Raw genomic sequence first — 14,934 nt, 5'->3', positions numbered from 1 at the left:
TGATGTTCGAGATGACTCATGTCGATCAAGCCCATTGACCTAAGCCGTGTGCGTGACCTGCCGCTGCTGGCTTCCGCCAGCGAGGAGTCTCTGTCCCTGATCGGGCAGGGCGGTTTCCTGCAATGGACGCCGAAGGGCGCTGAGCTGGTCGCCGAGGGGGAGGTCAACGATTTCCTCTACATCCTGCTCGACGGCTCCGTGGAGCTGGAGGGCACGTGGGGCGACCGCGATTCGACCCTCGCCGTGCTGCGACCGCTATCCAGTTTTGTTCTGGCCTCGGTGGTTCTTGAGGCGCCGGCGCTGATGACGGCGCGCGCCCTCGCCCGCAGCCAGTTGTTGATGATTCCCGGCGAGCTCTTTCGGCGCGTGATCCGTGAGGACCAGGGCGTCTCCATGGCGGTGATCGAGGAGCTGTCGGGCTGCTACAGCGGCCTGGTCCGCACGATCAAGAGCCACAAGTTGCGCGCGCCGCTCGTCCGGCTGGCCAACTACCTGCTCGTGCAGCAGCGTCGCCAGGGCGGCGGCGGCGTGCTGCGTCTGCCGCTGCAGAAGAGGATGCTGGCGTCGCTGCTGGGCATGACGCCCGAGAACCTCTCTCGGTCGTTCGCCGCCTTGGCGGAGCATGGCGTCAAGGTCGATGGGCCGCTGGTCACGATCACCCGTCCCGCGGTCCTGGCGCGCTTGGCCAAGCCTGATCCGCTGATCGACAACCCTCTGCCGGTTGCTGGCGCGCTAATGGGCCAGGCCGGACGCGAGCGCGCCGCCCACGTCGAGGGCCACGCCTGATGGCCTACAGGTCGGTGAAGACCTACGGGGCTGAGCGGGGTCTGTCATGCGCCTACCGCCAGTGGGCGGCCGAGAGCCATTGCCAGCTGCTGCACGGCTATTCGCTGGGCTTCGTTTTCGACTTCGCGGCCGAACAGCTGGACGCGCGCGGCTGGGTGGTGGACTTCGGCAAGGCTGGCTTTGGTCCGATCCGCGAGTGGCTTCACCACATGTTCGACCACACCTTGCTGGTGGCGGCCGACGATCCGTCGCGGCTGGAGTTCGAGCGGCTCCAGCGCTTGGGGCTGGCGCAGGTCAGGATCGTGCCGGGCGTCAGCGCAGAGGCCTTGGCCGCGCACGTATTCGAGCACGCGCAAGGGCTGGTGAACGCGGCGACCAAGGGGCGCTGCTGGGTGGCCTCGGTCGAGTGCCGTGAGCACGGCGCCAACGCCGCCGTGTTCGAGAACCCGCAGGGGGTCTTGAAACAGGTCAGCGCCGAGGCCTTGAGCCTGGCGCTCAAGGGTCTTTAGAGCCGGTTGAGCGATGTAGCGGCGGTTGCATCGTTGAGCTCTCAAAATGTGACTTGACCATCCATAATATGGAACTAACGCTTGGGCTCTGGGACCAGCGATCCGCGGGGCGTAACCGTGCGGGCGGCGAAGGTCTGGGAGGACATCTTGCAGCAAGCCCACGCCACGGCTCTGTCACGCCGCGATCTTCTGGTTCTCTCGGCGGCCGCCGCCGCATTCGGCTTCGGGTCGACCGCCCTTGCGGACGCCTCGCCCTCGACGCCGGTCACGGAGCTCCGCTGGCTCGACGAGGAGCCGCCCAGGGTTCTGGATGGCGCCACCTTCGGCGTCCCCTGGCCTCGGGGCGCGCTCAAGCCCTCTCAAGCGTTTAGGATCGCCAGCAGGACGGGCGAGGATTTCGCGGTCCAGTCGTGGCCGATCGCCTACTGGCCGGACGGCTCGCTGAAATGGTCCGCTCACGCGGTCGCGGGCGGGGAGGGCCGCGAGGGGCTGTCGCTCGTCCCCGGGAAGCCCAAAGCGCCGGCTTCGCCCGTGACCGTGACCCAGACCGCAGCGCTGATCACCGTGACTTCCGGCGATCTGGTCTGGCGTCTCCCGACATCTGGTCCCGACCTTGTGTCGGAGGCGCTGCGCGGCGGACGGATTACGCTGAAGGACCTGCGCTTGGTCGCCATAGCCCAGGATCAGCCGACCCTGGAGCCCGACGGCGTCGTCCATTCCGCGCGATACGAGTCGCGGTTCTCGACGGTCACCGTGGAGCAATCGGGGCCTGTGCGGGCCGTTGTCCGCTTCGATGGCGTCCACCGCGGCGGGGAGCGCGAGTGGCTGCCCGTCACCGTGCGCCTCTACTTTCACGCCGGCTCCGAGGCCGTGCGTATCGTCCACAGCTTCATCCTCGACGCCGACCCGGCCAAGGACTTCATCCGAGGGCTGGGGGTCACGGCGCGCGTGCCGATGAGCGACGAGACCCATAACCGCCACGTCCGCTTGTCGGGCGAGGAAGTCGGCGTTTTCGGCGAAGCGGTGCGGACCCTGACGGGCCTTCGCTCACGCGGCGATCCGGGACCCGCCGCCCGCGAGGCGCAGGTCGCTGGCCGCGCGGTGCGCACAGACAGCCTTCCGCCCAAGCTGCGCGACGGCCTGAAGTGGATCCCGGAGTGGGGCGACTTTTCGCTGTCGCAGCTGACGCCCGACGGCTTCACGCTGCGCAAACGGACCAGCGCCGGCCATGCCTGGATCGACTCCAACGCTGGGCGCAGGACCAAGGGGCTGGCCTATGTCGGCGGCGTCTCCGGCGGTGTGGCCTTGGGCCTCAAGGATTTCTGGCAGCGCGCGCCAACCGGGCTCGACATCCGCAACGCCCACACCGACCTCGCCGAGTTGACCGCCTGGATGTGGTCGCCCGAGGCGCCAGCCATGGACGTGCGGCCCTATCGCAGCGCCAACGGCATGGACACTCACGCCGAGGAGCTTGAGGGCCTGGACATCACCTATGAGGACTACGAGGCCGGCTGGGACGACGCACGCGGGATCGCGCGGACCTCCGAGCTGACCCTGTGGGTCCTGGGCGCGACGCCGTCTCACGACGTGTTCTCGGACATGGCGGGCCGGGTCGCCGATCCTCCGCGATTGACCGTGTCGCCCCAGCGGCTGAAGGCGGCGGGCGTGTTCGGAGACTGGAGCGTCGTCGACGCCTCCACGCCGACCCGCAAGCGGATCGAGGACCGGCTCACCTACCTGATCGACTACTACATGAAGGAGACGGACCAGCGGCGCTGGTACGGCTTCTGGTCCTATGGCGACGTCATGCACACCTACGACCCGGACCGCCACATGTGGCGCTACGACGTCGGCGGCTACGCCTGGGACAATTCCGAGCTCTCGACCGACCTTTGGGTCTGGTACAGCTACCTGCGCACCGGGCGGGCGGATGTCTTCAAGTTCGCCGAGGCGATGACCCGCCACACCGGCGAGGTCGACGTCTATCACCTGGGCCGCTTCAAGGGTTTTGGCACGCGACACGGCGTGCAGCACTGGTCCGACTCGTCCAAGCAGCCGCGGGTCTCGAACGTCGCCTACCGCCGCATCTACTACTACCTGACGGCCGACGAGCGGGTCGGGGACCTGATGCGCGAGCTGGTCACCTCCGACTCGGCGCTCGAGGTCGTCGACATCTCGCGCAAGCTGCCGCCGTCGCCGGGGCGCGAGCATCCCAAGGGCGTCGTCGCCTCGGGGTTTGGCACGTCGTGGGGCGCCTTCCTGGGGGCTTGGCTCACCGAGTGGGAACGCACGCGCGATCCGCGCTGGCGTGACCGGATCCTGAACGGCATGAACACGATCGCGGCGATGAAGCGGCGCTGGTTCGCGGGCGAGGCGCCGTACGACCTCAAGACGGGCAAGTTTTTGGGCGACGGCGACTACGTCAGCGTCTCGCACCTGAACGCGGTGTTCGGGGTGGTCGAGATGACGTCCGAGCTGCTCGATCTGCTGGACGTCCCCGCCTATCGCAAGGCCTGGCTGGAATACTGCCGCTACTACAATGCGCCGCCCGCCGAGTTGAAGGCGCTGCTAGGCCAGGTCCCGGGCGGGCGCAGCCTGACCGACGCCCATTCGCGTCTCACCGCCTACGCCGCCAGGCATGAGAACGATCACGCCCTGGCGCTGCGGGCCTGGTCGGAATTCCTTGGCAAGGCGGGGCGGGAAGGGGGCGACCTGATGTCCAGCCAAAGCCGTCGCGTTGGCGGGACGGCGGTGCTGCGCCCGCTCGACGAGGATCCGATCCTGTCGACGAACGGAGTCGCGCAATGGGGGCTGGCGGCCATCCAGAACCTGGCCCTGATCGGCGACAGTCTGGAAGAAGCGGCGACCGCGAACCGCTGAAGACACGCCGCGCCCTTTGGGCGCGGCGGAACGTCGCAGTCAGGCTTAGAGCGCGGCTTCGACCGTCAGAATCGCGCGCGCTTCACGCCGAGTTTGTCGGCCAGCAAGGAACAGCGACGCCACGAATGCGATCGAGAGCGCGGCCGCCACGTAGCAAGCGGGGCAGTGGCCCGCGAACACGAAGGAGTCGCCGCGCGCGCTGCAAATGGGGCCGGCGAGCATACGCGGCAGCGATTGCTGCAGGGCGATCGCCCAGGCGACAAGGGCCGCCACGCCGGTGGCCGAAGGGAGATGACGAGAGAACTCTTTGAGCATGGCGGACTCCGAATTGGCCCACAGGGTCCAACAGGTTCGCGGACTTGGCTTTGAGACAGATCAAAGCACGGGATGAGCCGGTGTGACACCCCTGGGTTCCAGGTTCGACTCATGGAGTCCGCATGTCCGCCCCATCTAACACCAGTGCTGGTCCGCCCGCGGGCTCCAGCCTCCTTCTAATTATCTCGGTTATCGGCGCCTTTTTGGCGATTTTGGGGGCGGGTCTAACCCATGACCCCATTTTCCGTCTTCAGGCCGGAACCCTCGCCCTGGCCGGCGTGATCGCCGCCTTCGTCCTGAACGGCGGTCTCGCCGGCGGGACCCTGCGCGATCATCCCGACCAGTATTCCGACAACGTCGTGAAGGCCGGCGTCATCGCCACCATGTTCTGGGCCGCCGCCGGTCTGCTGGTGGGGGTGCTCATCGCCGCCCAGCTGTCGTGGCCGCGCATCTTCTACTTCCCTGAGTTCGGGTTCCTGAACTTCGGGCGGCTGCGGCCTCTGCACACCTCGGCGGTGATCTTCGCGTTCGGCGGCAACGCCCTGATCGCGACGTCCTTCTGGGTTGTCCAACGCACCTGCAAGGCTCGCCTGGCCGGCGGCATCGCGCCCTGGTTCGTCTTCTGGGGCTACCAGCTCTTCATCGTGATGGCCGCGACCGGCTATCTGATGGGCGCGACCCAGAGCAAGGAATACGCCGAGCCCGAATGGTACACCGACCTGTGGCTGACGATCGTCTGGGTGGCCTATCTGCTGGTCTTCCTGGGCACGATCTGGAAGCGCAAGGAGCCGCATATCTATGTGGCCAACTGGTTCTATCTGGCCTTCATCGTCACGATCGCCCTGCTGCACCTGGTCAACAACGCCGCCGTTCCGGTCGGCCTGCTGAACCACAAGTCGTACGGCGTGATGTCCGGCGTGCAGGACGCCCTGACCCAGTGGTGGTACGGCCACAACGCGGTGGGCTTCTTCCTGACCGCCGGCTTCCTGGCCATGATGTACTACTTCGTGCCCAAGCGCGTTGAGCGCCCGGTCTACAGCTACCGTCTGTCGATCGTGCACTTCTGGGCCCTGATCTTCATCTACATCTGGGCTGGTCCCCACCACCTGCACTACACGGCCCTGCCGCAGTGGGCGCAGACCCTGGGCATGACCTTCTCGATCATGCTGTGGATGCCCTCCTGGGGCGGCATGATCAACGGCCTGATGACCCTGTCGGGCGCGTGGGACAAGCTGCGCACCGACCCCGTCGTCCGCATGATGGTCGTCTCGATCGCCTTCTACGGCATGTCGACCTTCGAAGGTCCGGTGATGTCGATCCGCGCCGTCAACGCGCTGTCGCACTACACCGACTGGACCATCGGCCACGTGCACTCTGGCGCCCTGGGCTGGGTCGGCTTCATCAGCTTCGGCGCGGTCTACTGCCTGGTGCCGTGGCTGTGGAAGAAGCCGGGCCTGTACTCGAACAAGATGGTTGAGTGGCACTTCTGGATCGCGACCACCGGGATCCTGCTCTACATCGCCGCGATGTGGGTGTCGGGCATCATGGAAGGCCTGATGTGGCGGGAATACACCCCCCAAGGCTTCCTGGCCTACAGCTTCATCGAGACCGTCTCGGCCAAGCACATCGAGAACGTCATCCGCACCGTTGGCGGCCTGATGTACCTCGCCGGCGCCCTGATCATGATCGTCAACCTCTGGAAGACGGTTCAGATGCCCTCCGCCGAGAAGGCCGACGCTTCGGCCGCTCCCGTCACCGCGATCGCCTGAGGTTCCGATGTCTCTCTGGAAGCAACACTCCAAGCTTGAGCGGCATTCGCTGCTGCTCGTCGTCGGCATCCTCCTGGTCGTCTCTATCGGCGGCCTGGTCGAGATCGCCCCGCTGTTCTGGCTGCAGAGCACGATCGAGAAGGTGCAGGGCATGCGTCCCTACACCCCGCTCGAGCTGGCCGGCCGCGACATCTACGTCCGTGAGGGCTGCTACCTCTGCCACTCGCAGATGGTTCGCCCGCTGCGCGACGAGGTCGAGCGCTACGGTCACTACAGCCTGGCGGCCGAGAGCATGTACGACCACCCGTTCCAGTGGGGGTCCAAGCGGACCGGTCCCGACCTGGCGCGCGTGGGCGGCAAGTACTCGGACACCTGGCACCGCGACCACCTGATCGACCCGCGCTCGGTCGTGCCGGAGTCGGTGATGCCGCCGTACAAGTTCCTGGCTGAAAAGGACCTAGACTACAGCGACATCGTCGATCGCCTGAAGACCCAGCGGACCGTCGGCGTGCCTTATACGGCCGATCAGATCGCCAACGCCAAGAAGGATCTCGAGGCCCAGGCCGATCCGTTCTCGACCGACGCTGCGGCCCTTCGCACCCGCTACGACGCCAAGGTCGTCAACCGCGACTTCGACGGCGATCCCAACAAGATCTCCGAAATGGATGCGCTGGTCGCCTACCTGCAGATGCTGGGCACGCTGGTGGACTTCAAGTCCTACAAGGCCCAGGCGCCGGAGAACCAACGATGAGCGGTCTGACCTACGAAACCGTCGCGCGCTTCGCGCAGCAGGGTGGGCTGGTCTACTTCGGCCTGATCTTCCTCGCCGGCGTCGCCTACGCCCTGTGGCCTTCCCGCAAGGCCGAATTCCAACACGCCGCGCATATGCCGCTGGATGACGAGGAGCTCTCCTGATGGCTCACGAACGCGAGACCGACCACGCCACCGGCGTCGAGACGACCGGCCACGAGTGGGACGGCATCAAGGAACTGGACAACCCGCTGCCCCGCTGGTGGCTGTGGGTGTGGTACGCGACGATCGCCTTCTCGATCGCCTACTGGGTGGCCATGCCGGCCTGGCCGGGCCTGCATAGCTACACCAAGGGCATGCTGGGTCAGTCGGACCGGGCGAATGTCGGCAAGGAGTTGTCCGCGCTTGAACTCCAGCGCGGCCAGGGCGCGGCGATGCTTCGCACCGCCAGCCTGGAGCAGATCGAAAAGGATCCCAAGCTGCAGGCCTACGCCCAGCAGGTCGGTCAGTCGGTCTTCGGTGACAACTGCGCCACCTGCCACGGCATCGGCGGCACCGGCGGCAAGGGCTACGCCAACCTCCGCGACGACGTGTGGCTGTGGGGCGGCAAGCTGGAGGACATCCAGTACACCATCACCCACGGCATCCGCACGGGCGCCGAAGGGGCTCGCATGTCGCAGATGCCCGCCTACGGCCGCGACGAACTGCTCAAGCCCGAGCAGATCGACGACCTGACCGAATACGTGGTCAAGCTGTCGAACCGTCCCGCCGACGCCGGTTCCGTGGCCCGCGCCGCTCCGATCTTCGAAACCCAATGCTCGGCCTGCCATGGCGTGGACGGCAAGGGGAACCAGGAGCTCGGCGCGCCGAACCTGACGGACGCCGACTGGCTGTACGGCTCTGACCGGGCCTCGATCCGCGGCCAGATCTACGCCGGCAACGGCGGCGTCATGCCCACCTGGGGCGGTCGCCTGAGCCCTGAGACGATCAAGGCTCTCGCGGTCTACATTCACTCCAACGCCGGTGGTCAGTAAGGGCTATGCCCACGCTTATCGACAACAGGCCTCCTGAACCTGAAACCCGGACGGCGGTCTCGGCCGCCGCCCGGGCCAAGGGCAAGGGTGACGCCAAGGGCGGGCTCTACAAGCCCCGCGAGCCGATCTATCCCAAGCTGGTCCACGGCAAGTGGCGGAACGTGAAGTGGGCGCTGCTCATCATCACGCTTGGGATCTACTACATCACGCCCTGGATCCGCTGGCACCGGCCGGACGGCTTTCCGCAACAGGCGGCGCTGGTCGATTTCACTGGCCGGCGGTTCTATTTCTTCGACATCCAGCTGTGGCCCCAGGAAGTCTATATCTTCACGGGCCTGCTGGTGATGTCCGCCCTGGCGCTGTTTCTGGTGACGGCGCTTTTTGGTCGTTTGTGGTGCGGCTACGCTTGCCCGCAGACCGTCTGGACCGACCTCTACATCGTCGTGGAGCGCCTGTTCGAGGGCGATCGCAACGCCCGGATGCGCCTCGACGCCGCGCCGCTGTCGTTCGACAAGATCTGGCGCAAGACCGGCAAGCACCTGACTTGGCTGGCCATCGCCTTCGGCACCGGCGGCGCCTGGATCTTCTACTTCCACGACGCTCCGACCCTGATCCGGACCTTCTGGACCGGCGACGCGCCGATCACGGCCTATGTCTCGTGCTTCCTGCTGACCTGCACGACCTACATTTTCGCCGGCTGGATGCGCGAGCAGGTCTGCACCTACATGTGCCCGTGGCCCCGCATCCAGGGCGCCATGCTGGACCACCACTCGCTGCAGGTGACCTATCTGGGCTATCGCGGCGAGCCGCGCGGCCCGCACAAGAAGGGCCAGAGCTGGGAAGGCCGCGGCGATTGCGTCGACTGCCGCCAGTGCGTGGTCGTCTGTCCGATGGGCATCGACATCCGTGACGGCGCGCAGCTGGAGTGCATCAACTGCGGTCTCTGCGTCGACGCCTGCGACGACATCATGACCAAGATGGGTCGCCCGACCGGCCTGATCGCCTACGACTCCGAAGCCGCCGTCTCGCATCGCGGCTCGGGCTGCAAGCCGCAATACAAGCCCGTTCGTAGCCGCACGATCTACTACGCCCTCGCGATGACGATCGTTGGCGGCCTGACGCTCTGGTCGCTGTTCTCGCGGCCCGACGCGGACCTTCACGTGATCCGGGATCGCAACCCTGTCTTCGTGCGCATGCACGATGGCGCGGTGCGAGACGGCTATACGCTGAAGATCGGCAATCGCACCTTCGTCGAGCAACGCTTCGATGTCTCGTTCGAAGGCGTCCCCGGCGCGCGGCTCAGCCATCCCGGCGGCGAAGGCCAGCACGTCAGCATTGTCGTTCCCGCCGACCAGGTCGTGCCGCTGCGCGTCTTCGTCACCGCCCCGCCGAACGCCGAACTGGACGCCAGCGTCCCAGCGCGCTTCGTTATCCGATCGGGTGACGTGCAGGCCGAGGCCAAGACCGTCTTCCTCTCTGGAGCCGCGAACCCGCAATGACCAGCGCAACGTCCTCGATCGCCAAGGTCCCGTCGGAAAAGGGCCGTATCACCGGCTGGCACGTCCTGATCGGCGTGGTGCTGTTCTTCGCGACGGTCATTGCGGTCGACATCGTCTTCATGGTGCAGGCCTATCGGACCTTCTCGGGCGAGGTGGCCTCCAATCCCTATGAAGCGGGTCTGGCGTTCAACCGCACCCTGGCCCAGCGCCAGAAGGAAGCGGCTCTGGGCTGGACCGCCAGCGTCGAGACGCCGGCCGGCAAGACCGTCGTCGTCACCGTCGTCGATCGCGCGAACAAGCCGATGGATGGTCTGTCGCTGACCGGCGTTTTGGAGCGTCCGGCGACGGAAACCGGTCGCCAGACCCTCAACTTCCGCTCGCTGGGCGGCGGCCGCTACGCGGCGACCGCTCAGCTGGACGGCGCCTGGGACCTGCGCGCCACGGCCCGCAACGCCAAGGACATGTTCGAGATCGAAACGCGTCTGGTGGAGCCCGCGCGATGAGCCAGAGCCTGACCCTGCATCGTGACCTCGAGGCGTTCGTCCGACGGGACGAGGAAGGGAAGGGCCGTCTCGAACTGCTGGTCAGCGGCGCGCGCTGCGCCGGCTGCATCAACAAGATCGAGAAAGCGGTTCGCGAACTGCCCGGCGTTGACGCCGTGCGCTTGAACCTGACCACGGGCAAGCTGGCCGTTCAGCTCGAGGGCAAGCAGGCCGATCCGGAACGCGTGGTCGAGACCGTCGAGGCTCTCGGCTATCGCGCCTGCCTGTTCGATCCCGGCGAAGCCGCCGCGGCGCAGGACCGGGAAGGGCGCGAACTGGCTGTCGCGCTTGGCGTCGCGGGCTTCGGCGCGGGCAACGTCATGATGTTCACCGTGCCCGCCTGGGCCGGCCTGTTCGGGCAGGAGCTGAACAGCTCCACCCTGACGCTGATGTATTGGATGGCCGCGATCGTCGCGACGCCGTGCGCGCTGTTCGCCGGCCGTCCGTTCTTCCGCTCCGCCTGGGCTTCGCTGAAGCGGGGCAAGGCCAACATGGACGTGCCGATCTCGATTGGCGTGATCCTGACCCTGATCGTCAGCTTCTCCGAGACGATCCTGCGTGGAAAGCACGCCTATTTCGACGCGGCGGTGACGCTGCTGTTCCTGCTGCTGATCGGCCGCTATCTGGATCATCGTCTACGCGCCAACGCCCGCTCGGCCGCGCGGGACCTGCTGGCCCTGCAGACCCCGGTCGCCATGCGCCTGATCGACGGCGTCGAGCAGGGGATCCCCGTCGCCGAGGTGAAAATCGGCGATCGTCTCGTCGTCGCGCCGGGCGACCGCGTCCCGGTGGATGGCCTGGTCGAAAGCGGCCAGTCGGAACTCGACAACGCCTTGATCACCGGCGAGACCGCCCTGGCGCCGGTCGGCGCGGGCGCGCGTCTGCATGCGGGCGCTCTGAATCTGTCGGGCCGTCTGGTCATGACCGCCACGGCGCGCAGCGAGGATTCCACCGTCGCCGCCATCGCTCGCCTGATGGAGGCCGGCGCCCAGACCCGCTCGGCCTATGTGCGCCTGGCCGACAAGGCCGCCGCGCTCTACGTCCCGGTGGTGCACACCGCCGCGGCCCTAACCTTCGTCGGCGGCTGGGCGCTGGGTCTAGGCCCGCGGGAGGCGCTGCTGCGCGCCGCCGCGGTGCTGATCGTCACCTGTCCGTGCGCCCTGGGCCTTGCCGTGCCCGCCGTGCAGATCGCCGCCAGCAGCCGCCTGTTCCGCAAAGGCGTGCTGGTCAAGTCCGGCGCCGCGCTCGAACGCCTCGCCGAAGTCGATCACGTCGTGTTCGATAAGACCGGCGTCCTGACCGAAGGTCGCCCCCGCTTGATCGATGCGCCCGGGCATCTGGTGGCCATGGCCGCGCCGTTGGCCCGCGCCTCGCGCCATCCACTGGCCAAGGCCCTGGCCGCTGAAGCGGGGCTGGGCCCGGTCGCCGTCGATTGCGTGGAGACGGCCGGGCAGGGCGTTGAAGGCCTGATCGATGGCCGCCGCGCCCGCTTGGGCCGCGCCGCCTTTGTGGGCGTCACCGGCGGCGACGCTCGCGAAACCGAGCTGTGGTTCGGCTTCGAGAACGACATCAAGATCCGTTTCGTGTTCGAGGACCAGCCGCGCGCCGACGCGGCCGAGACCATCGCCCGCCTGCGCCGCATGGGCCTGTCGGTCGAGATCCTGTCCGGCGACCTGGCCGGTCCCGTGGGCGACATCGCCCGCGAGGTGGGCGTCGCCGAATGGCGCGCCGGCCTGACCCCGTTCGACAAGGCCGCGATCGTGGACCAGTTTAAGACTGACGGTCGCAAGGTGCTGATGGTCGGTGACGGCCTCAACGACGCCGCCGCCCTGTCCAAGGCCCATGCCTCGATGGCGCCCGGCGCGGCCGTCGATGCGGCCCAGAACGCCGCCGATCTCGTCTTCACGGGCGAAGGACTCGGCGCCGTGGTCGAGGCGATCGACACCGCCCGCGAGGCGCGTCGTCGCGCGCTTGAGAACTTCGGCTTTTCGGCGCTGTATAACATCGTGGCCACGCCGGCCGCCATGTTCGGTCTTATCAATCCGTTCATCGCCGCCCTGGCGATGTCGGGCTCGTCGATGGTCGTGCTGCTGAACGCCGCGCGCCCGCGCATCGCCTGGAGGCGTCGATGAATATCGTCCTGTTCCTGGCCCCGTTCTCGATCGGCCTCGGCGCGATGGGGCTCCTCGCCTTCTTCTGGACCATGCGGTCGGGGCAGTACGAGGACCCCAAGGGCGACGCCGCCCGGATCCTCTATGACCACCTCGAGGACAAGCCGCCCCAGGATTGATCCAAATCACGGCGAGGACGGCTGGGGCGGATCAAGTTGCGCGCGTCAGGAGACACGCATGACCGCAGCCGCCGCCACGATTCCCGCCAACGACCACCACGCGCTTCTGGCGCGCTACGACAGCCGCGCGCCGCGCTACACCAGCTATCCGACCGCGCTGCAGTTCTCCAAAGAGGTCGACTCGGAAGTTTACGGCGACTGGCTCGGGAGCCTCGATCCGCGCGAGCCGGTTTCGCTCTACGCCCATATCCCGTTCTGCGATCGACTGTGCTGGTACTGCGGCTGCAACACCCGGGTGGTGAAGAAGCAGGCGCTGATCAGCGAGTATGTCGAGCGCCTGGTGGATGAGTTGGCCCTGGTCGAGGCGCGACTGCCTGGCCGGATCAAGGCCGGCGCGGTGCACCTGGGCGGCGGCACGCCCAACATGCTGTCGCGCGACGACCTCGTCCGCCTGTTCGGCGCCCTGCGCCACGTCTTCCCGTTCGCGCCGGGCGTTGAGATCTCCGCCGAACTCGATCCGGCCGTCCTGACGGAGAGCTGGGTCAAGGCCGCGGCTTTCCACGGCCTGACGCGGGCCAGCCTGGGCGTCCAGGATCTGGCGCCCCACGTGCAGGAAGCGGTCAACCGGATCGAGCCGTTCGACGTCGTCGCGCGCGCGGCGCATTGGCTGCGCCAGGCGGGCGTCGCCTCGATCAATCTCGACCTGATGTACGGCCTGCCCAAGCAGACGACCGCCGACGTGGTCGCCACACTGGACAAGGTGCTGACCCTGCGCCCCGAACGCATCGCCCTGTTCGGCTATGCCCACGTGCCGTGGGCGCGATCGCACCAGAAGCTGATTCGCGAGGAAGACCTGGCCGACGCCAACGGTCGCTTCGAGCAGAGCCAGGCCGCCGCCGAGCGGCTCGTGAAGGCGGGCTATGTCGCGATCGGCCTCGACCACTTCGCCTTGCCGAACGACGACCTAGCCCTCGGCGTCGCCACCGGCACGCTGCGTCGGAATTTCCAAGGCTATACGACCGACCAGCACCCGACGCTGATCGGCCTGGGCGCCTCGTCGATCGGCCGCATGCCGGGCGGTTACGTCCAGAACCTGCCCGCCGAGGTCGCGTGGCGCGACGCCATCCTTCAGGGACGCCTGCCGGTCGCGCGCGGGGTTAAACTGACGGACGACGACCGCCTGCGCGCCGACGCGATCGAGCGGCTGATGTGCGACTTCCAAGTGGATCTGGCCGCGGTGGCCGCGCGGCACGGCGTCTCGCCGATGGTGTTCAGTGCCGACATCGCCAAGCTGGCGGATCTGCATGACGACGGTCTGGTCAATGTCGACCGAGACATCGTCAGCGTGACGGAGACCGGGCGTCCCTTCGTTCGCCTGGCCGCCCAGGCCTTCGATCACCGCTCCGATACGCGTGAGGGCTTCTCCCGGGCGATCTAGTTTTCAGAAACTGATCGAGGTCAAGGTCGAGTGCTCCGTAATCCTTCAAACAAACATCGCGACGAAAATTAGAGAGTCGCCACTTCTGGGGATAGATGATGAAGACGCTTATTCTTTCGGCCATCGCGGCGACGGCTCTGGCTGGCGGCGTGGCGCACGCTGAGGACTTCTCGCCGAACGCCAAGGGCGATTTCATCGTCCATGCGCGTATCACCCAAGTCGCTCCGGACAAGGATGCCGCCATCCTGACCGCCGCCGGCGCGGCCACGGGCCTGAAGGCCCACGTCAAGGACGACATCAAGCCGACCCTGGGCTTCACCTACTTCCTGACCGACAAGGTCGCCGTCGAAGCCATCCTGGGCACCACCGAGCACGACATCCGCGCTCAAGGCGGTACGACGGACGTCCTGGTCCACAAGACCTGGGTGCTGCCGCCGGTCGTGACCCTGCAGTATCACCCGCTGCCCGCCGCTCGCGTCAGCCCCTATGTCGGCGCTGGCATCAACTACATGCTGTTCTACAGCGGCAAGAACAAGAACGGCTTCACCGTGAAGCTCGACGACGGCTTCGGCTATGCTCTGCAGGCCGGCGTCAACGTCAAGATGAAGAACAACTGGATGCTGAACGCCGACATCAAGAAGGTCTATTTCAGCACCGACGCCAAGATCAACGGCGGCGCCCTGAAGTCGAAGGTCGACCTGGATCCGCTGGTCTCGTCGATCGGCTTCAGCCGCAAGTTCTAAGACGGACAGTCAGCATCGCCGGTTCGCCGGCGACGCGCGATGCAAGGCTCGGCCCCGCAAGGGCCGGGCCTTGTTTGCGTCTTTGAATGGACGCGCTGAGGCCAGGTGAATGGATCGCACTGGCTGCCGACCGAGGTCCGAGGCATGATGGCGGCGCGGGCCGATCTGTCTGTGCGCCCTAGGGGACGAGGCCTGAATCTGAAGGACCCAAAAAAGACGCGCGCCATGTTCCACCGTCCTTCGCAACGCAAGCAGTTCGGGGTGTTCCTGCCGGTCGCCAACGGCGGCTGGATCATTTCCAAGACCGCGCCGACCTTGGACGGCCTCTATGCCCAGAACCGCGCGGCGGCCGTGAAGGCCGACGAGGTTGGCATGGACT

14 protein-coding genes and 1 pseudogene are annotated in these 14,934 nt (G+C 66.9%); 14 read left to right on the top strand and 1 reads right to left on the bottom strand.

The window, feature by feature from the left end; genetic code table 11:
• The first annotated feature begins 18 nt into the window (after positions 1 to 18).
• From Q0379_RS19050 to Q0379_RS19040, 3 genes are all read left to right on the top strand, one after another.
• On the top strand, positions 19 to 786 hold the full coding sequence (locus Q0379_RS19050) for a cyclic nucleotide-binding domain-containing protein (protein ID WP_299015314.1): 768 nt from the start codon (positions 19 to 21) through the stop codon (positions 784 to 786).
• Complete coding sequence (locus tag Q0379_RS19045) at positions 786 to 1,295, top strand: 6-carboxytetrahydropterin synthase (RefSeq protein ID WP_066685380.1); 510 nt, start codon at positions 786 to 788, stop codon at positions 1,293 to 1,295. Before Q0379_RS19050 ends, Q0379_RS19045 begins: the two co-directional genes overlap by 1 nt.
• 147 nt (positions 1,296 to 1,442) lie before the next feature.
• On the top strand, positions 1,443 to 4,175 hold the full coding sequence (locus Q0379_RS19040; RefSeq protein ID WP_299015306.1) for a Tat pathway signal sequence domain protein: 2,733 nt from the start codon (positions 1,443 to 1,445) through the stop codon (positions 4,173 to 4,175).
• Between the two features lie 45 nt (positions 4,176 to 4,220).
• Here Q0379_RS19040 and Q0379_RS19035 read toward each other — a convergent pair whose 3' ends face one another.
• Positions 4,221 to 4,490 (bottom strand): hypothetical protein, encoded by a 270-nt coding sequence (locus tag Q0379_RS19035; protein ID WP_299015303.1) that lies wholly within the window; start codon positions 4,488 to 4,490, stop codon positions 4,221 to 4,223.
• A gap of 122 nt (positions 4,491 to 4,612) precedes the next feature.
• On the opposite strand from Q0379_RS19035, the gene ccoN reads away from it, so the two are divergent.
• The 11 genes and pseudogenes from ccoN to Q0379_RS18980 form a co-directional block, all read left to right on the top strand.
• Positions 4,613 to 6,259, top strand: a complete 1,647-nt coding sequence (ccoN, locus tag Q0379_RS19030) for a cytochrome-c oxidase, cbb3-type subunit I (protein ID WP_299015302.1) — start codon at positions 4,613 to 4,615, stop codon at positions 6,257 to 6,259.
• 7 nt (positions 6,260 to 6,266) lie between these two features.
• Positions 6,267 to 7,010: a cytochrome-c oxidase, cbb3-type subunit II gene (ccoO, locus tag Q0379_RS19025; protein ID WP_299015299.1), complete on the top strand. Its 744-nt coding sequence runs from the start codon at positions 6,267 to 6,269 to the stop codon at positions 7,008 to 7,010.
• Positions 7,007 to 7,174, top strand: coding sequence for a cbb3-type cytochrome c oxidase subunit 3 (locus Q0379_RS19020; protein ID WP_066685372.1), 168 nt, complete (start codon positions 7,007 to 7,009; stop codon positions 7,172 to 7,174). The genes ccoO and Q0379_RS19020 overlap by 4 nt, the downstream gene beginning before the upstream one ends.
• Positions 7,174 to 8,043 (top strand): cytochrome-c oxidase, cbb3-type subunit III, encoded by an 870-nt coding sequence (gene ccoP, locus Q0379_RS19015; RefSeq protein WP_299015295.1) that lies wholly within the window; start codon positions 7,174 to 7,176, stop codon positions 8,041 to 8,043. The genes Q0379_RS19020 and ccoP overlap by 1 nt, the downstream gene beginning before the upstream one ends.
• A 5-nt stretch (positions 8,044 to 8,048) precedes the next feature.
• A complete protein-coding gene (ccoG, locus tag Q0379_RS19010; RefSeq protein WP_299015292.1) occupies positions 8,049 to 9,542 on the top strand; it encodes a cytochrome c oxidase accessory protein CcoG in 1,494 nt (497 codons plus the stop codon).
• On the top strand, positions 9,539 to 10,045 hold the full coding sequence (locus Q0379_RS19005) for a FixH family protein (RefSeq protein WP_299015289.1): 507 nt from the start codon (positions 9,539 to 9,541) through the stop codon (positions 10,043 to 10,045). The genes ccoG and Q0379_RS19005 overlap by 4 nt, the downstream gene beginning before the upstream one ends.
• Entirely contained in the window at positions 10,042 to 12,216 is a 2,175-nt protein-coding gene (locus tag Q0379_RS19000; RefSeq protein ID WP_299015286.1) for a heavy metal translocating P-type ATPase, read from the top strand. Before Q0379_RS19005 ends, Q0379_RS19000 begins: the two co-directional genes overlap by 4 nt.
• Entirely contained in the window at positions 12,213 to 12,374 is a 162-nt protein-coding gene (gene ccoS / locus Q0379_RS18995) for a cbb3-type cytochrome oxidase assembly protein CcoS (RefSeq protein WP_066685363.1), read from the top strand. Before Q0379_RS19000 ends, ccoS begins: the two co-directional genes overlap by 4 nt.
• 58 nt (positions 12,375 to 12,432) lie before the next feature.
• Positions 12,433 to 13,812, top strand: coding sequence for an oxygen-independent coproporphyrinogen III oxidase (gene hemN / locus Q0379_RS18990; protein WP_299015280.1), 1,380 nt, complete (start codon positions 12,433 to 12,435; stop codon positions 13,810 to 13,812).
• Positions 13,813 to 13,910: 98 nt separating this feature from the next.
• Entirely contained in the window at positions 13,911 to 14,555 is a 645-nt protein-coding gene (locus Q0379_RS18985) for an OmpW family outer membrane protein (RefSeq protein WP_299015278.1), read from the top strand.
• 225 nt (positions 14,556 to 14,780) lie between these two features.
• Positions 14,781 to 14,934, top strand: a pseudogene (locus Q0379_RS18980) (LLM class flavin-dependent oxidoreductase); the annotation flags it as partial.

The sequence above is a fragment of the uncultured Caulobacter sp. genome (assembly GCF_937900395.1).
Lineage (GTDB): Bacteria > Pseudomonadota > Alphaproteobacteria > Caulobacterales > Caulobacteraceae > Caulobacter.
Note: the sequence above shows the minus strand (reverse complement) of the source record. Positions and strands in the feature narration are given on the sequence as shown.